17 protein-coding genes are annotated in these 19,544 nt (G+C 60.9%); 12 read left to right on the top strand and 5 right to left on the bottom strand.

Annotation, left to right across the window (positions count from 1 at the left end):
• Positions 1-31: 31 nt before the first annotated feature.
• On the bottom strand, positions 32-778 hold the full coding sequence (locus tag AACY07_RS21295; RefSeq protein ID WP_339477337.1) for an NRDE family protein: 747 nt from the start codon (positions 776-778) through the stop codon (positions 32-34).
• A gap of 129 nt (positions 779-907) precedes the next feature.
• Here AACY07_RS21295 and AACY07_RS21290 point away from each other — a divergent pair, with 129 nt between their 5' ends.
• From AACY07_RS21290 to AACY07_RS21280, 3 genes are read left to right on the top strand one after another with little or no spacing between them, the layout of a single operon-like run.
• On the top strand, positions 908-1,690 hold the full coding sequence (locus AACY07_RS21290) for a sulfite exporter TauE/SafE family protein (protein ID WP_339477335.1): 783 nt from the start codon (positions 908-910) through the stop codon (positions 1,688-1,690).
• Between the two features lie 12 nt (positions 1,691-1,702).
• Positions 1,703-2,509, top strand: a complete 807-nt coding sequence (gene lgt / locus AACY07_RS21285) for a prolipoprotein diacylglyceryl transferase (RefSeq protein WP_339477333.1) — start codon at positions 1,703-1,705, stop codon at positions 2,507-2,509.
• 50 nt (positions 2,510-2,559) lie between these two features.
• Entirely contained in the window at positions 2,560-3,531 is a 972-nt protein-coding gene (locus AACY07_RS21280) for a thymidylate synthase (protein ID WP_219262684.1), read from the top strand.
• Positions 3,532-3,656: 125 nt separating this feature from the next.
• Here the strand turns inward: AACY07_RS21280 and cadR are convergent, their stop codons facing one another.
• Positions 3,657-4,106, bottom strand: coding sequence for a Cd(II)/Pb(II)-responsive transcriptional regulator (cadR, locus tag AACY07_RS21275; RefSeq protein ID WP_339477329.1), 450 nt, complete (start codon positions 4,104-4,106; stop codon positions 3,657-3,659).
• An 86-nt stretch (positions 4,107-4,192) separates the two neighbouring features.
• Between cadR and AACY07_RS21270 the strand changes: the two genes are divergently transcribed.
• The 7 genes from AACY07_RS21270 to AACY07_RS21240 all read left to right on the top strand — a co-directional run bounded on the left by AACY07_RS21270 (position 4,193) and on the right by AACY07_RS21240 (position 13,225).
• Positions 4,193-6,445, top strand: coding sequence for a heavy metal translocating P-type ATPase (locus AACY07_RS21270; protein WP_339477326.1), 2,253 nt, complete (start codon positions 4,193-4,195; stop codon positions 6,443-6,445).
• A 16-nt stretch (positions 6,446-6,461) separates the two neighbouring features.
• A complete protein-coding gene (locus AACY07_RS21265) occupies positions 6,462-7,325 on the top strand; it encodes a LysR family transcriptional regulator (protein ID WP_339477323.1) in 864 nt (287 codons plus the stop codon).
• Positions 7,326-7,542: 217 nt separating this feature from the next.
• Positions 7,543-8,619 carry a putative 2-aminoethylphosphonate ABC transporter ATP-binding protein gene (locus AACY07_RS21260; protein ID WP_133075133.1) on the top strand — a complete coding sequence of 359 codons (1,077 nt, stop codon included), beginning with the start codon at positions 7,543-7,545 and terminating at the stop codon, positions 8,617-8,619.
• Between the two features lies 1 nt (position 8,620).
• Complete coding sequence (locus AACY07_RS21255; RefSeq protein ID WP_339477322.1) at positions 8,621-10,345, top strand: putative 2-aminoethylphosphonate ABC transporter permease subunit; 1,725 nt, start codon at positions 8,621-8,623, stop codon at positions 10,343-10,345.
• Between the two features lie 47 nt (positions 10,346-10,392).
• Positions 10,393-11,415, top strand: coding sequence for a putative 2-aminoethylphosphonate ABC transporter substrate-binding protein (locus AACY07_RS21250; protein WP_133075135.1), 1,023 nt, complete (start codon positions 10,393-10,395; stop codon positions 11,413-11,415).
• A 125-nt stretch (positions 11,416-11,540) separates the two neighbouring features.
• Positions 11,541-12,668, top strand: a complete 1,128-nt coding sequence (locus AACY07_RS21245) for a TIGR03364 family FAD-dependent oxidoreductase (RefSeq protein ID WP_339477321.1) — start codon at positions 11,541-11,543, stop codon at positions 12,666-12,668.
• Entirely contained in the window at positions 12,668-13,225 is a 558-nt protein-coding gene (locus AACY07_RS21240) for a phosphonate degradation HD-domain oxygenase (RefSeq protein ID WP_339477320.1), read from the top strand. The genes AACY07_RS21245 and AACY07_RS21240 overlap by 1 nt, the downstream gene beginning before the upstream one ends.
• A gap of 108 nt (positions 13,226-13,333) precedes the next feature.
• Here the strand turns inward: AACY07_RS21240 and AACY07_RS21235 are convergent, their stop codons facing one another.
• Entirely contained in the window at positions 13,334-14,698 is a 1,365-nt protein-coding gene (locus AACY07_RS21235; protein ID WP_339477319.1) for a GTPase/DUF3482 domain-containing protein, read from the bottom strand.
• Entirely contained in the window at positions 14,691-16,073 is a 1,383-nt protein-coding gene (locus AACY07_RS21230; protein ID WP_339477318.1) for a DUF2868 domain-containing protein, read from the bottom strand. The genes AACY07_RS21235 and AACY07_RS21230 overlap by 8 nt, the downstream gene beginning before the upstream one ends.
• A gap of 90 nt (positions 16,074-16,163) precedes the next feature.
• On the opposite strand from AACY07_RS21230, the gene AACY07_RS21225 reads away from it, so the two are divergent.
• The gene (locus AACY07_RS21225; RefSeq protein WP_339477317.1) at positions 16,164-16,676 is read left to right on the top strand and encodes a dihydrofolate reductase; all 513 of its coding nucleotides are present in this window, start codon (positions 16,164-16,166) and stop codon (positions 16,674-16,676) included.
• A 127-nt stretch (positions 16,677-16,803) separates the two neighbouring features.
• On the opposite strand, the gene AACY07_RS21220 is transcribed toward AACY07_RS21225, so the two are convergent.
• Positions 16,804-18,195 carry an L-cystine transporter gene (locus AACY07_RS21220; protein ID WP_133075141.1) on the bottom strand — a complete coding sequence of 464 codons (1,392 nt, stop codon included), beginning with the start codon at positions 18,193-18,195 and terminating at the stop codon, positions 16,804-16,806.
• A gap of 220 nt (positions 18,196-18,415) precedes the next feature.
• Between AACY07_RS21220 and AACY07_RS21215 the strand changes: the two genes are divergently transcribed.
• Positions 18,416-19,471 carry a haloacid dehalogenase-like hydrolase gene (locus AACY07_RS21215; RefSeq protein WP_219262677.1) on the top strand — a complete coding sequence of 352 codons (1,056 nt, stop codon included), beginning with the start codon at positions 18,416-18,418 and terminating at the stop codon, positions 19,469-19,471.
• Positions 19,472-19,544: the final 73 nt, after the last annotated feature.

The following is a 19,544-nucleotide window of genomic DNA, read 5'->3' as shown; positions in this document are numbered from 1 at the left end:
GAGCAAGTCCGCTCCCACAGGGTTTATGCCCTCAGGCTTCTATCCTCACTTCCCCCAGCCGCCCCCCGAGCGGTCCGAAGCTGTGCTCCACAACCAACCTTGAACCGTCGGCATTGATGATCAGCGCCGTGCTGGCGCGAGTGCCGTAGCTGGGACTGGCAATGAACACACTCGACAGCAGGCTTTCTGTGGCCAGCCCCACACCGGTATCCGGCAGTTCGCTAAAGGGTGCGGTTTGCGAGTCTTTGAGCAAGGCCAGCAGGGCTTGCGGTTGCGGGTCGTCGAGTACCTCGGCCAGCGCTGCCTTGGCCTTCATCAGCTTGGGCCAGGGAGTGTCGAGCCCGGCATTCGACAAGCCATAAATACCTTCGCCCAGCGGCTGTGGCGCCAGGTCTTTGGAGTTGAAGTGCCAGAGTTGATCGCGGGTGCCCAAAAGCAGGTTAAAGCCAGCATATTCGACGGAACGTCGCCCAATTTGCGTGAAGTACTCTGCAATGGACTGGTTGCCGGTCAAGAAGTCCGCCACCAATTCACCTCGGGAACGCCGCGAAGGTGGCTTGTGGGGTTCGCGGATATTGGTCAGTGCCGCAAAGCGCCCGTCAGCACCAATCCCCAGCCAGGTTCCGCCCGCCTCAAGGTCGCGGCCAGCATACACCTGGGGTGTATTGGCCCATTGGGCAAAGGGTTTGGCGGGGCGCGCATAAAACTCATCGCGGTTGGCCGCAACGACCAAAGGCTGTGCATGGCCGGGGCGCCAAGCGAAGACAATCAGACACATGGGCAGTCCTTAATGTTTTTTTAATCACTCTACTTATAGATTGCTCAGGCCGGTCGCGCCATACCACTGCAGCGCAGTGGAGCCAAAGCCCTTGCTCCGTTACCATGCGGATCAAATTTGGGGGGCGTCATGGAATTTCTGCTCTATCTGGTGCTGGGAGGTTTTGCGGGCGTGCTGGCCGGGCTGTTCGGGGTCGGTGGCGGAATAATCATCGTGCCGGTGCTGGTGTTCAGCTTCACCTTGCAGGGTTTTGACAGCGAGGTGCTGACCCATCTGGCCGTGGGTACGTCATTGGCCACGATCATTTTTACCTCGATCAACTCGATTCGTGAGCACAACCGCAAAGGCGCCGTGCGCTGGCCGCTGTTTGTCTGGATGACACTGGGCATTCTGATCGGCGCGGGTATTGGTGCGATCACGGCAGAAGCGATTGCCGGTCCTCACTTGCAGAAAATTATTGGCGTGTTCGCCCTGTTGATTGCCGTGCAAATGGCCCTGGGGTTGCAGCCCAAGGCCAGCGGCACGGTGCCGGGCAAGCTCGGTCTGACCCTGGCGGGCACCGTGATTGGCTGGGCTTCGGCGATTTTCGGCATTGGTGGTGGTTCGCTGACCGTGCCATTCCTGAGCTGGCGCAGTGTGCCGATGCAGCAAGCCGTAGCCACCTCGGCGGCCTGCGGATTGCCGATTGCGCTGGTGGGTGCATTAAGTTTCATGATCATTGGCTGGCATAACCCCGACCTGCCCGCGCATAGTCTCGGTTTTGTCTACTTGCCGGCGCTGCTCGGGATTGCCCTGACCAGCATGTTTTTCGCCCGTTTTGGTGCGCGACTGGCCCACAAGCTTTCGCCACGCCTGCTGAAACGGCTGTTTGCCGCACTGTTGTTCTGTGTCGGTTTGAGTTTCCTGATCTAACAAGGAGTCGCAATGCTGCCTTACCCGCAGATTGACCCGGTGGCACTGGCCATCGGACCGCTGAAAATCCATTGGTATGGCTTGATGTACCTGATCGGCATTGGCGCTGCCTGGCTGATCCTGTCGCGACGCCTTAACCGCTTCGACCCGACCTGGACCAAGGAGAAACTCTCCGACCTGGTGTTCTGGGTGGCCATGGGTGTGATTGTCGGGGGTCGTTTGGGCTATGTGCTGTTTTACGACCTGAGCGCCTACATCGCCAACCCGCTGCTGATTTTTGAAGTGTGGAAAGGCGGCATGGCGTTCCACGGTGGCCTGATCGGCGTGATGCTGGCTGTCTGGTGGTTCGGCAAGCGCAACGGCAAATCGTTCTTCCAGATCATGGACTTTATCGCCCCTGTGGTGCCGATTGGCCTGGGTGCGGGGCGCATCGGCAACTTCATCAACGCCGAACTGTGGGGCAAGGCCAGTGATGTGCCGTGGGCGATGATCTTCCCTACCGACCCGCAGCAACTGGCGCGCCATCCGTCGCAGCTTTATCAGTTTGCGCTGGAAGGTGTGGCACTGTTCCTGATTCTTTGGCTGTACTCGCGTAAACCTCGGCCAACCATGGCAGTGTCCGGGATGTTCGCCCTGTTATACGGCATCTTCCGCTTTATCGTCGAATTCGTCCGTGTACCGGATGCCCAGCTAGGCTATCTGGCGTTCGGCTGGGTGACGATGGGGCAAATTCTCTGCATCCCGATGATCGCGGGCGGCCTGTTCCTGATCTGGTGGGCTTACCACCGCGATCCAGCGGCTAACAAAGCTGCGCTTTAAATTCGAATCGCAGGGCGCACAACGCCCTGCATTCAAACGGTAGGAAAACCATGAAGCAATATCTCGACCTCGTTGCCAACGTCATCAAAAACGGCACCCTGCAAGCCAACCGCACCGGCGTGAAGACCATCAGTCTGCCCGGCGCCATGTTGCGCTATGACCTCAAGGAAGGCTTCCCGGCCATCACCACCCGACGCATGGCGTTCAAATCTGCCATTGGCGAGATGTGCGGCTTCCTGCGTCCGGTCAACAGCGCCGCCGATTTCCGTGCGCTGGGTTGCAAGGTGTGGGACCAGAACGCCAACGAAAACGCGCAGTGGCTGGCCAACCCGTTCCGCCAGGGTGAAGACGACCTGGGCGAAATCTACGGCGTGCAATGGCGTAAATGGCCGGCTTACAAGCAAATCGAGCGCAGCAACCAGGCGGCTATCGAGTTGTGCCTGAGCCAGGGCTATCGCCAGATCGCCGAAGGTGAAGAAGACGGTCAGGCCTACGTGGTGCTGTACAAAGCCATTGATCAGGTGCGCCAGTGTGTCGACACCATCATCAATGACCCGGGCAGCCGCCGTATTCTGTTCCACGGCTGGAACTGCGCCCAGCTCGACGAAATGGCTCTGCCGCCGTGCCATTTGCTGTATCAGTTCCATCCGAATGTCGAGACCAGGGAAATTTCCCTGACCCTGTACATCCGTTCCAACGACCTGGGCCTGGGCACACCGTTCAACTTGACCGAAGGTGCTGCACTGCTGAGCCTCATCGGCCGTCTGACCGGCTACACGCCACGCTGGTTCACCTACTTCATCGGCGATGCCCATGTGTATGAAAACCACCTGGACATGCTCAATGAGCAACTGACCCGTGAACCGTTCCCGATGCCTAAGCTGGTGATCTCGGATCGCGTGCCGGAATTCGCCAAGACGGGCGTGTACCAGCCGGAGTGGTTGGGCCTGATCGAGCCAAGCGACTTCAGCCTCGAAGGCTATCAGCACCACGCGCCAATGACCGCGCCGATGGCGGTGTAAACCCTCAACGCCAACCCTGTAGTCGCTGCCGCAGGCTGCGATCGAGCCCGAAGGGGTCGCGCTTTTTCAAGAGCGAAGGTCCTTCGGCCCTTGTCGCAGCCTGCGGCAGCGGCTACAGGGTGGTGTCAATGCCCGTGGCTTCTGCCCACATGGCTGGGCTCGCCTTCCGGCGTGCTGACCGATCCGCTGACTTCCAGCTGCTGCAAAATTCCGCAATGTTCCCCGTTCGGCCCTTCGCCACACCGTTGGCGCAGGTCGAACAGTTGTGTCTGCAAGGCCAGCAAGCCGTCGATCCGTGCCTTGACGTGATGAATATGCTCGTCGATCAGCGCGTTCACGCTTTCGCACTGGTCCTGCGGGCTGTCGCGCAGGTTGAGCAGGCTGCGGATTTCTTCGAGGGTCATGTCCAGGCTGCGACAATTGCGGATGAACGTCAGCCGCTCCACGTGGGCCTGGGTGTATAAACGGTAGTTGCCTTCACTGCGCGCGGGCTCCGGCAGCAACCCTTCGCGCTCGTAATAACGGATGGTTTCGACCTGACAATCGGTCAATTTAGCCAGTTCACCAATTTTCATCGCGATTATCTCCGAAAGGTTGCTTGACCCTATAGTGGCTACAGGGTCTTTACTTGGCAACAGGCACCTTTTCCGGACGCAACCTGATGAGCGATTCCATTCACACCCCGCACAAGCACGACCACGATCACGATCACGATCATGGCAAAAAGCATGACCACGCGAGTCATGGCCACAGCTGCTGCTCGACCGCGGCGGGCCCCAGCGTGATCAAGCTCGGCGCTGCCCCTACGGCGGGGGCTCGGCTGAGCAACTTTCGCATCGAAGCAATGGATTGCCCCACCGAGCAAACGCTGATCCAGAACAAGCTGGGCAAGCTGGCGGGTGTGCAGCAGCTGGAATTCAACCTGATCAACCGGGTGCTGGGCGTGACCCACGACCTGCCGTCGACCGAACCGATTATCGCGGCGATCAAATCCCTTGGCATGGTGGCCGACCCCATTGAGTCCGGGGCAGAGGCGGCCCCGGCTGCGCCACCCGTCAAAAAACACTGGTGGCCGCTGGCGGTAGCCGGTGTGGGGGCTCTTGCGGCGGAAGTCCTGCACTTCACCGATGCGGCGCCTACGTGGGTGATCGCGCTGGTGGCCTTGGTGTCGATCCTCAGCGGCGGCCTGACCACCTACAAAAAGGGCTGGATTGCCCTGAAAAACCTCAACCTGAATATCAATGCGTTGATGAGCATTGCGGTGACTGGCGCGGTGTTGATCGGTCAGTGGCCAGAAGCTGCCATGGTGATGTTCCTGTTTACCGTGGCTGAGTTGATCGAGGCCAAATCCCTCGACCGCGCACGCAATGCCATCAGCGGACTGATGCAAATGGCACCGGACAAGGCCACCGTGCAACAGGCGGATGGCAGCTGGATCGAGCTTGAGGTCAAAGACATCGCGCTTGGCGCTATCGTGCGGGTGCGCCCCGGCGAGCGGATCGGCCTTGACGGCGAAGTGATCGCGGGCAGTTCGACGATCGATCAGGCGCCGATCACCGGTGAAAGTTTGCCCATCGAGAAGACAGTGGGCGATAAAGTCTTCGCGGGCACCATCAACCAGGCCGGTGCCCTGGAGTACCGGGTGACGGCAGCGGCCAACAACTCGACGCTGGCGCGGATCATCCACGCCGTGGAGCAAGCCCAGGGCTCTCGGGCGCCAACCCAGCGCTTCGTCGACAGCTTCTCGAAAATCTATACCCCGCTGGTGTTCGTTTTCGCCTTGGCAGTGGCTGTGATTCCGCCCCTGTTCATGGGCGGCGTCTGGTTCGACTGGATCTATCGCGCACTGGTGCTGCTGGTTGTGGCGTGCCCGTGTGCGCTGGTGATCTCGACACCGGTCACCATCGTCAGCGGCCTGGCGGCAGCGGCCCGCAAGGGGATTTTGGTCAAAGGCGGTGTGTACCTGGAAAGCGGCCATAAGCTCGACTTTCTGGCGCTCGACAAGACGGGCACCATCACCCACGGCAAACCGGTGCAAACCGATTACCTGCCCCTTGATCCGTTGGTCACCGACAGCGCCGTGTTGTTGGCCGCAAGCCTGGCCTCGCGCTCCGATCACCCGGTCTCATTGGCGGTCGCCACGGCGGCTGTGGATAAAAACCTGCAACTGAGCGTTGTGGATAACTTCGCCGCCCTGGCGGGTCGCGGTGTGCGTGGCGAGATAGACGGCAAGCTTTACCACTTGGGCAACCACCGTCTGGTAGAGGAGCTGGGCCTGTGCTCGCCTGCCCTTGAAGAAAAGCTGTTTGCCCTGGAAGAGCAGGGTAAAACGGTCATCTTGCTGTGCGACAACTCAGGTCCGATGGCGCTTTTCGCGGTAGCAGACACCGTCAAGGAAACCAGCCGCGAAGCGATTCGGGAATTGCATGAGCTGGGCATCAAAACCTTGATGCTCACCGGCGACAATCCGCACACCGCCAGTGCCATTGCGGCCCAGGTCGGCATCGACGAAGCGCAAGGCAACTTGCTGCCGGAGGACAAGCTCAAGGCGATCGAAGCCCTGTATGCCAAGGGGCATCACGTAGGCATGGTGGGTGACGGAATCAACGACGCCCCTGCCCTGGCCCGCGCCGAGATTGGTTTTGCGATGGCTGCTGCGGGCACGGATACTGCGATTGAGACGGCGGATGTCGCCCTGATGGACGACGATCTGCGCAAGATCCCGGCATTCATTCGCCTGTCACGCCAGACCTCCAGCATCCTCAAGCAGAACATTGCCCTGGCATTGGTCATCAAAGCGATCTTTCTTGCGGTAACCTTCCTCGGTATGGCCACCATGTGGATGGCCGTGTTTGCCGACATGGGCGTGAGTCTGTTGGTGGTGTTCAACGGTTTGCGCCTGCTGCGCAAATAGAGCAAGAGAGGCCGCTGTGCTGAGTGCCGAGCTGAAAGCGTTTTACCGGGTGGCCCAGTTGGGCAGCATTACTCAGGCCGCAAAAAAGCTCGGGCTTAGCCAGCCGACTGTGACCACGCAGATCCGTAACCTCGAAAGCCAGTACGCCGTGGAGCTGTTCTACCGTGGCGGCCGGCGCCTGACACTCAGCGATGAGGGCGTGCGTCTGCTGCCGATGGTCAAGGCGCTGCTGCAGCAAGAAGCCGACATCGAGTTCTTTTTGCGCAACAGCGGCCAGGGCAACGGCACCTTGCGTATCGCCGCCACGGCACCGTATTACATCCTCGATCTGGTGAAGGCCTTTCGCGAACGCTTGCCGCAGATCGAAGTGTCGGTGGACATCGGCAATTCCCAGCAGGTGCTTGAAGCGCTGGATGAATACCGGGTCGACATTGCGGCCTCGTCGCAATTACTCGAAGACCCGCGCCTGATTCGCCGCGTACTCGGCGCCGATCCGCTGGTGCTGGCGGTGCATCGCAATCACCCGCTGGCCAACCTTGAGCACGTGCCGTTGAGTGCGCTGGCCGGGCATTGTCTGTTGATGCGCGAACAGGGTTCGACCACGCGCAAGTTGACGGAAGAACTGCTTGAAAGCGCCGGTGTCAGCTTTGGCCCGCTGCTGGAAATCGGTAGCCGGGAATCGATCCGCGAGGCGGTGCTGCGCAACATCGGCATCAGCATCATTGCCCGGCAAGAAGTGCCCCACGACCCGCAGCTTCGGGTGCTGACCCTGGAACATGCGCCGGTCATCCACGAATACCTGTACTGCCTCAAAGAGCGTAAATCGGCGCGTTTGCCAGCGGCTTTTCTGGGGCTGGCGCAAGAAATGGCCCCGGCCTGACCACAACCACTGTGGGAGCGGGCTTGCTCGCGATGCAGACGATGCGGCCTGTCAGGCAAAACGCGGTAAGGCCATCGCGAGCAAGCCCGCTCCCACAATGACCCTGCACCCATACCCAAATCCACCAATACCACTATCGGCAGCTTTGGCCTTGCTGCCATATCCTGTACGCATTGCGTCTCTAGGATGACCCCCATCTGCTTGATGAGGTGCATCCATGAACAGCTCGAACGCAACCGCTTTGACCCAACCCGGCGTACCGATGAGGGTGCGCAATGTCAGCAAACGCTTTGGCGCCTTTACCGCGCTGGACAGCGTCTCGCTGGAGGTGGCCGCAGGCGAACTGGTGTGCCTGCTCGGGCCGTCAGGTTGCGGCAAGACCACGCTGCTGCGGTGCATTGCGGGGCTTGAACGCCAGGACGACGGCGCGCTGTATCTGGGTGATCGCGATGTGTCCGAGCTGGCACCGCAAGCCCGTGACTACGGGATTCTGTTTCAGTCCTACGCCTTGTTTCCCAATCTGACCGTTGAAGCCAACATCGCTTATGGCCTGGCGGGCAGCAATCGTGATGTGGTGCGCAAGCGCGTTGGCGACATGCTCGAACTGGTGGGCCTGACCGGCAGCGAAAAGAAATACCCGGGGCAGTTGTCGGGCGGTCAGCAACAGCGCGTTGCCCTGGCCCGCGCCCTGGCTCCTTCGCCGTCCTTACTGTTGCTCGACGAGCCGATGTCGGCACTGGATGCCCGTGTGCGTGAGCACTTGTGTACCGAACTGCGCCAACTCCAGCGCAGCCTGGGCATCACTACGCTGATGGTGACGCACAACCAGGACGAGGCCATGTTGATGGCCGACCGCATTGCCGTGATGAACAACGGTAAGGTCGAGCAATACGCCACCCCGCAGGAAATCTACGACAAACCGGCCACCCCGTTCGTGGCCGAGTTTGTGGGGCAGGGCAACTGGCTGCCGTTCCAGCGCAACAGCGCCAGCCACGCCCAGGTCGGCGGGATGAACATGCGCCTGGCAGACGATGCCGGACGTGCCGCCTCGGGCCGCCTGTTTTGTCGCCCTGAAGCCATCAGCGTGAACCCGGTGCTGCATCAGGAAAACCTGTTCCCGGCGCGGGTGCGAGAAATCACCTTTCTGGGCAATCGTTGCCGCATGAGTTTTGAACTCAACCACTTGCCGGGCCATGCGCTGACTGCCGAAGTCGGCAGCCAGGACTTGCCGCGCCTTGGCGCCCCGGACATTTTCGTCGCCCTGCCTCCGGGCAGCTTGCAGGTGTTTGCCTGAGATGGCTGCTGATATGGCCCTGCCACTGCCCGGCAACCTGCCCCGCAAAACTACCCGCGCTGAGCTCGGCGACCGCATGTTTGTAGTCGGCGGCAAACTGCTTTTACTGCTGCTGCTGGGGGTTGCCGTGCTGATGCCGTTGCTGGCGATCTTCTGGCGCGGCTTGAGCGCCGAAGAGGGGCAGGGCGGTGGTTGGGTTGCCGCTCGGGAGCTGGTCACCAGCGATAATTTCCACTGGCTGGTGGGCAATAGCCTCAAAGTGGCGCTCAGCGTAGCGGCCATTGTCGTACCGCTGGCCTACCTGTTTGCCTACGCCCTGCAACGCACCCTGATTCCCGGCAAACCCATCTGGCGCGGCATGTCCCTGTTGCCGCTGATGGCTCCGTCGATGTTGCCGGGCATTGCGCTGGTCTACCTGTTCGGTAATCAGGGCATGTTGCGCGGGCTGATTTCGGACAACATCTACGGCTTCTGGGGAATCGTGCTCGGCGAAGTGATTTATACCTTCCCCCACGCGTTGATGATTTTGCTGTCGGCCTTGTCGCTGGCCGATGCACGTTTGTTTGATGCGGCATCGAGCATGGGCGCCGGGCCATTCAAAGCCTTTCGCAGCATCACCTGGCCGGGCACCCGGCAGGCGGTGTTCGCAGCGTTCTGCCTGGTGTTCACCCTGACCATCACTGACTTCGGGGTGCCTGTGGTGGTGGGCGGTGACTATCAAGTGCTGGCGCTGGAAGCCTACAAGGCCGTGGTCGGTCAGCAGCAATTCGGTCGCGGTGCCCTGATCGGCATGGTCTTGTTGCTGCCTGCGCTGTTCAGCTTCGGGGTCGATGCCTGGCTGCGCCGCCAACACGGCGACGCCATGAGCGGCCGCGCCCAAGTGTTCAAGCCCGTGCCTTCCAAGGTGCGTGACCGCTGCTACCTGGCCATCGTGCTGCTGATTTGCGCCATCCTGCTGCTGGTGTTCGGCATGGCCGTGTACTCGTCGCTGGTCACGTTCTGGCCGTACAACCTGTCGTTGTCGCTCAAGCACTACCAGTTCGGCGACACGGCCGGCGGCGGCTGGCTGGCCTATCGCAACAGCGTGACGATGGCGCTGTGCACGGCCTTGATCGGCAGTGCAGTCATCTTCACCGGTGCCTACCTGATGGAGAAAACCAGGGGCCAGAAGGGACTGACCCTGGCCCTGCGCATGCTCAGCTTCGTGCCGATGGCGGTGCCCGGCCTGGTGCTTGGCCTGGGCTACGTGTTCTTTTTCAATTTGCCCGGCAACCCGCTTCACGTGCTCTACGGCACCATGACCCTGCTGGTGGTGTGCACCATTGCTCATTATTTGACCACCGCACAAATGACCGCCACCACTGCGCTGCGCCAGCTCGACGGCGAATTCGAAGCGGCCGCGCTGTCGCTGAAAGCGCCGCTGTACCGCCATTACTGGCGCGTCACCGTGCCGATCTGCCTGCCAGCGCTGCTGGACATCATCCGCTACCTGTTTGTCTCGGCGATGACCACCGTGTCGGCGGCGATCTTCCTCTACAGCCCCGACACCATCCTTGCAGCGGTGGCGGTGCTGAACATGGACGACGCCGGCAACGTGGGCGGCGCGGCGGCCATGTCGACCCTGATCCTGTTCACCTCGGCGGGTGTGTCCCTGCTGCTGGCCCGGGCTTCGCGCGGCTTGCTGAGTCGCTCCCAGGCCTGGCGCCAGGGCGCTCCTGCGCAATGATGCGTGCCCACACAACCCTGCCCCTACAACCATAAAGGAACCGCACCATGTTCAAGCCACTTGCTCTTGCCGCTGCTGTCCTCACCGCTTTTAGCTTCAATGCGTTTGCTGCCAAAACCGAGCTGACCGTATACACGGCCCTCGAAGCCGAGCAGCTCAAGACCTATAAGCAGGCTTTCGAGAAGGCCAACCCGGACGTTGAGATCAAGTGGGTGCGCGATTCCACGGGCATCATCACGGCCAAACTGCTGGCTGAAAAAGCCCGCCCGCAAGCCGATGCCGTATGGGGCCTGGCTGCGTCCAGCCTGGCGATCCTGGATCAGCAAGGCATGCTGCAAAGCTACGCGCCCAAGGATCTGGCCAAGATTGGCGTCAACTACCGCGATGCGGCCAATCCGCCTGCCTGGGTGGGGATGGACGTGTGGGCTGCGACCATTTGCTTCAACACCATCGAAGCCGAGAAACAGGGCCTGACCAAGCCGGTGAGCTGGCAAGACCTGACCAAGCCCGAGTACAAGGGCAAGATCGTCATGCCCAACCCGGCTTCATCCGGTACCGGTTTTCTGGACGTGAGCGCGTGGTTGCAGACCTTTGGCGAGAAGCAGGGTTGGCAGTACATGGACGACCTGCACCAGAACATCGGCCAGTACGTTCACTCCGGCTCCAAACCCTGCAAGTTGGCCGCTTCGGGGGAATTCCCGATCGGTATTTCGTTTGAATATCCGGCGGTACAGCTCAAGCGCCAGGGTGCCCCGCTGGACATCGTGTTGCCAAAAGAAGGACTGGGTTGGGAAATCGAAGCCACTGCCGTGATCAAGGGGACGCCCCACGAAGAAGCCGCCAAAAAGCTGGCTGACTTCTCCGCCAGCCCCGCAGCGATGGAGCTTTATAAAGAGAACTTCGCCGTCCTCGCCCAACCCGGCATTGCCAAGCCACAGACCGAACTGCCAGCCGACTACGAGCAGCGCCTGATCAAGAACGACTTCGCCTGGGCCTCGCAGAACCGCGACAGCATCCTGGCCGAGTGGCGCAAACGCTATGACGGCAAGTCCGAGAAAGCGGCGCAGTAGTTTTGTAGCCACAAAAGACCTGTGGGGGCGGGCTTGCCCGCGATTGGATAGCCGCAACGCGGCGTTTGTATCGCGAGCAAGCCCGCTCCCACAAGGGAAGTGAAGTTGCCCTTCAGGACATCGTGATGACTCAACCAATCCTTATCGTCGGCGCTGGCATTCTGGGCTTGTCCCACGCCTACGCCGCTGCAAGACGCGGGCTCAAGGTGCGCGTATTCGAGCGTACGGCTACGCCCTTGGGCGCTTCGGTGCGCAACTTTGGCCAGGCCCTGGTCACTGGCCAACCGCCTGGCGTAATGCTCGATCTGGCCCGGGCCAGTCGCCCTGTCTGGGCCGACTGGGCGCAGCGTGCAGGTTTCGAGCTCAAGCGTAATGGCTCATACCTGTTCGCCCGCACCGAAGCCGAAGAGCACCTGCTGGACGCCTTTTGCCAAGGCCGCGCTCGTGAATTCGGCTATCGTGCCGAACTGTTGCGCGGCGCAGACCTGGACGCGCTGTACGGCGGTCAATTCAGCCATCACCGTGCTGCATTGCATGGTCTGGACGATCAGCAGGTCTATTCCCGGGAGGCGATCCCGGCATTGATTGCGTATCTGCAGCGTGACCTGGGGGTCGAGTTTCATTTTTCGACCCTGGTACGCGAGGTCGAGCCCGGCCAAGTCCACACCACAGCGGGCAGTTTCAAGGGCTCGCAGGTGATTGTGTGTTCGGGGCACGATTACCTGACTTTACTGGCCGAGCCGCTGGCCCGGCTCAACCCGCAGATTTGCCGCCTGCAAATGCTGCGTGTGAGACCCAAGGTCGATTTGAAGTTGCAACACGCCCTGCTGACCGGGCTCAGCTGTGTGCATTACGGTGCCTTTGCCGACTTGCCAGAAGCAGCGGCGGTGCAGGACGAAATCCTGCGAGGCAGTCCCCATCTGGATCAGCACGGCATACATCTGCTGATCAGCCCAACGCCCTACGGTGACTTGATTGTCGGTGATTCTCACGATTACAGCCGGGATCCGACACCCTTTAACGGTGAACAGGTTGATAACTGGATGCTGCAGCTGTGCGAGGAAACCCTGGGCTGTGAAGTCCGGGTGGTTGAGCGTTGGCAGGGTGTCTATGGGGCAAAAGGGGCCAAGCCGTTCACCTGGCTGGAGGTGGAGCCGGGGCTGAATGCGGCGCTGATGCACACCGGCGTGGGCATGAGCGTGGGCCCGGCGATGGCCGAGGGCAATATCGCCCGGATGCTGGAGAACATGTGATGACAGCTGCGCAGCAAGTGGTTGAAGAGGTGTTTGGCTTGTATCGGCAATACGGTACTGACGATTACATCGGCGAGCCGGTGTCCCAGATCGAGCATATGTCCCAGGCCGCACAGTTAGCGTTGGCCGAAGGCTGTGACGATGAAGTGGTATTGGCGGCGTTCTTTCACGATATTGGCCACTTCTGCGTCAATGATGCAAAGAACATGGATGGCTATGGCGTGGTCAGCCATGAACGGGTGGGCGCCAATTATTTGCGCCGTGCAGGTTTCAGCGAGCGGGTGGCCAAGCTGGTGGAATACCACGTACAGGCCAAGCGCTACCTGACCTTGCGCCAGCCGGGGTATTACGACTTGCTGAGCGAGGCCAGCATTCGCACGCTGGGGTATCAGGGCGGGGTGATGAGCGAGGCCGAGGCGGATGCATTCGAGCAAGATCCGCTGTGTGCGTTGAGCCTGCGCATGCGGGTCTGGGATGAGCAGGCCAAACAAGAGCATGTCCCCATCATTGACCTGCAAATGCTTAAGGACAAGGCCATCCGCCTGCTGAACAGTTAAAGACAAACTCTTGTGGGAGCGGGCTTGCTCGCGATGCAGGCGATGTGGTCTACCTGCATGACCACGGTGATGCCATCGCGAGCAAGCCCGCTCCCACAGAAAATGTCTTCAGATGTGTGTGGTCAGCCACTTGATCTGCTCCTGGCGCTCGGCCTGGTTCAACTTCGGATGGGGGTTCAGGGACGACCATTGTGGGTGCGCACGGGCTTTGTTCAGGGCTTCGGGCAATTTGCCCTCGCGCCAGGTTTTGTCCTGTGGGGTGGCGACCTTGATGCTGTCGACAGCGGCATGCCCGCGGGCATTGAGGGCGTGCAGCAATTGCCGTTGGCGCAAGGCCAGCAGGCGCAACACGCTGTCGTCCACGGTCAATTCACGCTGGCCCTTTAGTTTGCCCAGCAAGCGGCTGCCATAGCTGCGTGCGGTCTGCAGCGCACCGCCGGCAATGGCGCCGGCCAGTGCGGCCGCACCCAGGGTCAGGCCGCCGACCATCAGGTCCACACCGGCCCCGGCCGCCGCGCCTGCAGCAATCCCGCTACCGACCCGCACACCCAGTTGCTTGAGGGTCTCGGGGTTGAACAAGTCATCGCCCCAGCGCCCGTCAAGCAACGGCAAATCACTGGCCGCCGCATCGCTGGTACGAAAGCCATACAGTTTGAGCATGGCTTCAACGCAGCGCTGCTCACGCTGGCGGATGGCTTCGCGCAGTTGCTGGATGGCCTGTTGTTCGGCGGCTTTTTCGCTGATCACGCTACGACGGCACGCGGCGCAGTCGATCAGCAACTCGGCGATCAAGCGCAGCGCACTGTGCTTGCGGGCTTCTCGTTGAGCCTCCTGGTCTGAAATCAGGCGCTGCAACGCCTCCCGTGAATGCTCCAGCAGCAGGGCCAGGCTTTCATACAAGCGGCGCTCGCCATCTTCGGGCGGGGCCACGCTGTCAAACCGCACCAGAGCATGCAAACCAAGGCGTGCCAGGGCTTCGCGCCATTCAGGCTCGCGGTGCTGCGGGCTGCTGACAAAATTGAGCACCGGCAGCAGCGGCTTGCCGCAACTGGCCAGCACACTGAGTTCGTCGCGGTATTTGGCCAGGACCGGCTCGCGGGCGTCGATCACATACAACCCTGCGTCGGACGCCAGCAGTTGGCGCAGTACCTTGGCCTCCTGCTCAAAACGCTGGCGTGCCTCGCTGCCTTCAAGAAACCGGGCCACCCGCGCCGGGCCATCAAGGCGTTCGCCGGGGTGGTCGAGGCGCTCAAGGTAGTCGAGCAGGGCGATGGCATCTTCAAGCCCCGGGGTGTCGTAAAGCTCCAGCAGGGGCTCGCCGTCTACCGACAATCGTGCACCTTCGACATGGCGCGTGGTACTGGGACGATGGGACACCTCGCCAAAGCCGACATCCCGGGTCAGGGTGCGCAGCAAAGAGGTTTTGCCGACATTGGTGTGGCCGACTACGGCCAGCGTCAGTGGCTTAGTCATGGCCTGTCTCCAGCCAGTTCAAGGGGGCACTGGCGGCGAACGGCAGCCCCAGTTGCTGCAGCGCAGTGTGCCAGTCGCCCAGGCGGTCGGCATCCAGCGCCTGGCCGGGCGGGGCTTGCAGCAGCCACACGCGGGTCTCGCTGGCACTGCGGGCCAGTTCGCCGATCAGCGCCAGGCTGCCGCGGTCCGGCGAGCGCCGCGGGTCGCAAGCGATGGCAAGCCGGGCCGGAGGGAAGCGGGTCATTTGTTCGAGCAGTTTTTGCCGGGACTCGCGGCTGTCGAGTATGCCCGCATCCTTGACCGTGGGCGGCAAGGTGGGTGGCCACGGATGCTGGTCGTCCAGTTCAATGGCCACGATCAATGCGCCATCGGTGTGCAGGTCGCTGTGCCCGCCCTGCACGCTGTGCAATTGCTCGGGGGCGATGTCGTTGACGCCCAGGCGTTCGCTGCTGGGCATCAGCCGTTCGCGCAACTGGCTGTAGCCGGGCAGGTTGAGATCCAGCTCCAGAGCGTTGCGCCCGGTTTTCCAGCGCCACAGGCACAAGGCTGCCAGAAGCAGGCGCGGCAGTACGCCGTAAATCAGTACCACGCCAACCAGCCAGACCGCCCAGGCCTGACGCACCAGTTCGTTGTTGTAGAGGCTGGTGTCGTTGCTGATGCGGATCATCTCTACGGTCGGCACGCTCATGCCCAGCCAGTTGGGCAATGCGCCAAGGGCGCGGGTGGCGGCGACAAAGACGTCGGCGCCCAGAATCGTGGTCTCCCAGATAAACCCGTAGCGGCGGGTGGCCATAAGCAACAGCATCATCACCAGCGCGCTGAGCATTGCCAGCAGCCACAGGCCATTGACCAGTGTGCCGAGCGCCCAGCGATTGAGTTTGCGCCGTTGCAGCAACAGCAGTAACGCGGGGGCCAATTGCGCGGCCTTGGCGTCACGGGCGAGTTTTTCACTGAGCCACAGCCACAGGCGGCCGAGGCTGGCGCCGTGTTCACCGGCAAACAGCAGGCCGGTTGCCCAGCTCAGAAGCAGTATCAGGTTGAGCCCCAGCAGGCTGCCCAGTGCCCAGAACACATTGACCGGGGTTTGCCCGTCGCCCAGTGCCGCAAATGCAAGGCCGGCGCCGCTGATCACGGCCAGCACGGCCAGCACCAGCAACGCCAGCCGGGCGCCTTGCAGCCAGTGCTGCATGGCACTGAGCAAACCATCGCGTTCGGCCAGCCACAGGGCACGGTTTTGCAGGCGTGTGGATAAGTCGCCAGCCGTGGTTCGGGCACGGCGATTGGCTTCCAGGTCGTCCAGCGGGCCTGCGTGTTCTTCGCGCAGGCGTACGGTCTCGGTCAACCAGAGGCGTTGTAATGGGGAAAGTTGAGTCACGCGACATTCCATTCAAGTGAACAAGGAGCATAACCGCTGTTAGTCAGGCGGGGTACTGTCGGCGCAGGTCGCTCTGGTATCCTCGGCGCCATGAAAAAATCACTCCCCCTAAGCCTGATCGCGGCACTCGCTGAAAACCGCGTGATCGGCGTCGACAACAGCATGCCGTGGCATTTGCCTGCGGATTTCAAATACTTCAAGGCCACCACCCTGGGCAAGCCGATCATCATGGGTCGCAAAACCTGGGATTCCCTGGGGCGCCCGTTGCCGGGTCGATTGAACCTGGTGGTCAGTCGTCAGACCGATTTGCAGCTCGAAGGTGCCGAGGTGTTTGCATCACTTGAAGCCGCGGTTGAGCGTGCCGAGCAGTGGGCAACCGAGCAGGGCGTAAGCGAAGTCATGTTGATTGGCGGCGCGCAGCTGTACACCCAGGGCATGGCGGATGCCGACCGGTTGTACCTGACGCGGGTGGGGATGAGCCCGGAAGGCGATGCGTGGTTCCCTGAGTTTGATCAGGCGCAATGGAAGCGGGTGTCAGAAGAGCTGCATGCCGCCGCGGATGACAAGCCGGCGTTCAGCTTTGAGGTGTGGGAAAGGGTTTAAGGCAACCCATTACCCTGTGGACCTGGCTTGCTCGCGATTGCATCACCGCGTTGGTACAGACAAACCGCGTTGCCTGAATCGCGAGCAAGCCCGCTCCCACAAGCGTGGGCGCGGGGTCAGTCAGGTGTTACGCGTGCGCCAGATCACCATGGTCGTCTTCAGCCAGAATGGCCTTGTCGGTCTGGTGCAGAATCTGGCTGGTCACCGTACCGGCGACCATCGAACCGCTGACGTTCAGCGCCGTGCGGCCCATGTCGATCAGTGGCTCAACCGAAATCAGCAACGCCACCAGCGATACCGGCAAGCCCATCGCGGGCAATACGATCAGTGCCGCGAAGGTCGCACCACCGCCCACACCGGCCACACCCACTGAACTCAAGGTCACAATCGCTACCAGCGACGCGATCCACACCGGGTCCAGCGGGTTGATGCCAACGGTCGGGGCAACCATCACCGCCAACATGGCCGGGTACAAGCCGGCACAGCCGTTCTGGCCAATGGTGGCGCCAAACGAGGCGGCAAAGCTGGCGATGGAAGATGGAATCCCCAGGCGACGGGTTTGCGCTTCAATGCTCAGCGGGATGCTGGCCGCGCTCGAACGGCTGGTGAAAGCAAACGTCAGTACTGGCCATACCTTGCGGAAAAAGCGCAGCGGGTTAACGCCGGATACCGACAGGATCACGCCATGAATCACGAACATCAGGGCCAGGGCGATGTAGGACACCACCACAAAGCTGCCCAGTTTGATGATGTCTTGCACGTTGGACATGGCGACCACTTTGGTCATCAGGGCCAGAACACCATACGGGGTCAGTTTCATCACCAGGCGCACCAGGCGCATCACCCAGGCTTGCAGGGTGTCGATGGCGCTGAGGATCTTGCCGCCTTTTTCCGGTTCATCCTTGAACAGCTGCAGTGCAGCAATACCCAGGAATGCAGCGAAAATCACCACGCTGATGATCGAGGTCGGCTTGGCTCGTGCCAGGTCGGCAAACGGGTTCTGCGGGATAAACGACAGCAGCAACTGCGGCACGTTCAGGTCCGACACCTTGCCCACGTAGTCGCTCTGGATCACTTGCAGGCGGCTCATTTCAGCCGCGCCCGCCACCAGGCCATCGGCGGTCAGGCCGAACAGGTTGGTCAGGCCGATGCCCACCAGCGCTGCGATCATGGTGGTGAACAGCAGCGTGCCGATGGTCAGGAAGCTGATCTTGCCCAGGGATGAGGCGTTATGCAGTCGGGCCACAGCGCTGAGGATCGATGCGAAAACCAGCGGGATCACGATCATTTGCAGCAGTTGCACGTAGCCGCTGCCTACCAGATCGAACCAGCCGATGGACGTTTTCAGGGTAGGGCTATCAGCACCGTAGGTCATGTGCAGGCACAGACCGAAGACCACGCCGAGAACCAGTGCCAGCAAGACTTTTTTAGCCAGGCTCCACGCGGTGTGGCGGGTCAGCGACAGGCCAAACAGCAACGCGAGGAACACCAGCAGATTGAGGATCAGCGGGAAATTCATGAAAACTCCGAGGGGACGACGTGTATCAGTATTTGTATGCAGCTATTGCGAACCGGAAATCGTAACAGTTTGAAATAACAGGAAATATACCGTTGTGGAATGACAACCTTCGTTTTTGGAATAAGGCGGTGGCGCATTCACGACGATAGCCGTCGTGTCCGAATCAAAAATTGTCACACAGGTTTGTTAGCTTCGATGCCTTTGACGTGGAGCATAGCTGATGAAACTGACCGCCAAGTTGATCGCTGCAACCCTGTGTCTGGGCCTGACGGGCCAGGCACTGGCCACAGAACTGAAACACTGGCCCGCTGACCAGGCCAGGCAACTGGAGGCCATGATCGCCGCCAACGCGAACAAGGGTAACTTCGCGGTCTTTGACATGGACAACACCAGCTATCGCAACGATCTGGAAGAGGCCCTGCTGCCTTACATGGAGAACAAGGGCCTGATCACCCGTGAAAGCCTGGACCCGTCACTCAAACTGATCCCGTTCAAAGACACCGCTGACCACAAGGAAAGCCTGTTCAGTTACTACTATCGCCTGTGTGAAATCGACGACATGGTCTGCTACCCGTGGGTGGCCCAGGTGTTTTCCGGTTTCACCCTGCAACAGCTAAAGGGTTACGTGGATGAGTTGATGGCGTCGGGCAAGCCGGTGCCGGTGACTTATTTCGAGGGTGATGTGGTCAAGACCTCAGAGGTTCAGCCGCCCAAGGTGTTTACCGGTCAGGTCGAGCTGTTCAACAAACTGATGGAAAACGGCATCGAGGTCTACGTGATGACGGCCGCCTCGGAAGAGCTGGTGCGCATGGTGGCGGCCGATCCCAAGTACGGTTACAACGTCAAGCCGCAGAACGTGATTGGCGTGACCACCTTGCTCAAGGACCGTAAAACCGGGGAGCTGACCACGGCACGCAAGCAGATCAGTGCGGGCACCTATAACGAAAAAGCCAACCTTGGGCTGGAACTGACGCCTTACCTGTGGACTCCGGCGACGTGGATGGCGGGCAAGCAAGCGGCGATCCTGACCTATATCGATCAATGGAAAAAACCGGTGCTGGTGGGCGGTGATACGCCGTCCAGTGATGGCTACATGTTGTTTCACGGGGTTGACGTCGCCAAGGGCGGGATTCACCTGTGGGTCAACCGCAAGGACAAATACATGGCGCAGCTGGAAGGCATGATGGCCAAAAACGCAGCGGCCCAGGCCAAGGAAGGTTTGCCGGTGACGGCGGACAAGAACTGGGTGATCGTCAAGCCTGACCAGATCCAGTAATTCCTGTGGGAGCGGGCTTGCTCGCGATGCAGGCGGCGCGGTCTGCCTGCATGACCACGGCGATGCCATCGCG

It is taken from the genome of Pseudomonas sp. RL_5y_Pfl2_69 (genome assembly GCF_963970465.1).
In the GTDB taxonomy this organism is placed as follows: Bacteria; Pseudomonadota; Gammaproteobacteria; order Pseudomonadales; family Pseudomonadaceae; genus Aquipseudomonas.
The sequence above is the reverse complement of the archived record's forward strand: the minus strand, read 5'-3'. Positions and strand labels throughout refer to the sequence as shown.

Excerpts from the sequence above, each read along its gene's own strand:
- AACY07_RS21295 (WP_339477337.1), bottom strand. The coding sequence starts at position 778 with ATGTGTCTGATTGTCTTCGCTTGGCGCCCCGGCCATGCACAGCCTTTG.
- AACY07_RS21290 (WP_339477335.1), top strand. The coding sequence starts at position 908 with ATGGAATTTCTGCTCTATCTGGTGCTGGGAGGTTTTGCGGGCGTGCTG.
- lgt (WP_339477333.1), top strand. The coding sequence starts at position 1,703 with ATGCTGCCTTACCCGCAGATTGACCCGGTGGCACTGGCCATCGGACCG.
- AACY07_RS21280 (WP_219262684.1), top strand. The coding sequence starts at position 2,560 with ATGAAGCAATATCTCGACCTCGTTGCCAACGTCATCAAAAACGGCACC.
- cadR (WP_339477329.1), bottom strand. The coding sequence starts at position 4,106 with ATGAAAATTGGTGAACTGGCTAAATTGACCGATTGTCAGGTCGAAACC.
- AACY07_RS21270 (WP_339477326.1), top strand. The coding sequence starts at position 4,193 with ATGAGCGATTCCATTCACACCCCGCACAAGCACGACCACGATCACGAT.
- AACY07_RS21260 (WP_133075133.1), top strand. The coding sequence starts at position 7,543 with ATGAACAGCTCGAACGCAACCGCTTTGACCCAACCCGGCGTACCGATG.
- AACY07_RS21255 (WP_339477322.1), top strand. The coding sequence starts at position 8,621 with ATGGCTGCTGATATGGCCCTGCCACTGCCCGGCAACCTGCCCCGCAAA.
- AACY07_RS21250 (WP_133075135.1), top strand. The coding sequence starts at position 10,393 with ATGTTCAAGCCACTTGCTCTTGCCGCTGCTGTCCTCACCGCTTTTAGC.
- AACY07_RS21245 (WP_339477321.1), top strand. The coding sequence starts at position 11,541 with ATGACTCAACCAATCCTTATCGTCGGCGCTGGCATTCTGGGCTTGTCC.
- AACY07_RS21240 (WP_339477320.1), top strand. The coding sequence starts at position 12,668 with ATGACAGCTGCGCAGCAAGTGGTTGAAGAGGTGTTTGGCTTGTATCGG.
- AACY07_RS21235 (WP_339477319.1), bottom strand. The coding sequence starts at position 14,698 with ATGACTAAGCCACTGACGCTGGCCGTAGTCGGCCACACCAATGTCGGC.
- AACY07_RS21225 (WP_339477317.1), top strand. The coding sequence starts at position 16,164 with ATGAAAAAATCACTCCCCCTAAGCCTGATCGCGGCACTCGCTGAAAAC.
- AACY07_RS21220 (WP_133075141.1), bottom strand. The coding sequence starts at position 18,195 with ATGAATTTCCCGCTGATCCTCAATCTGCTGGTGTTCCTCGCGTTGCTG.
- AACY07_RS21215 (WP_219262677.1), top strand. The coding sequence starts at position 18,416 with ATGAAACTGACCGCCAAGTTGATCGCTGCAACCCTGTGTCTGGGCCTG.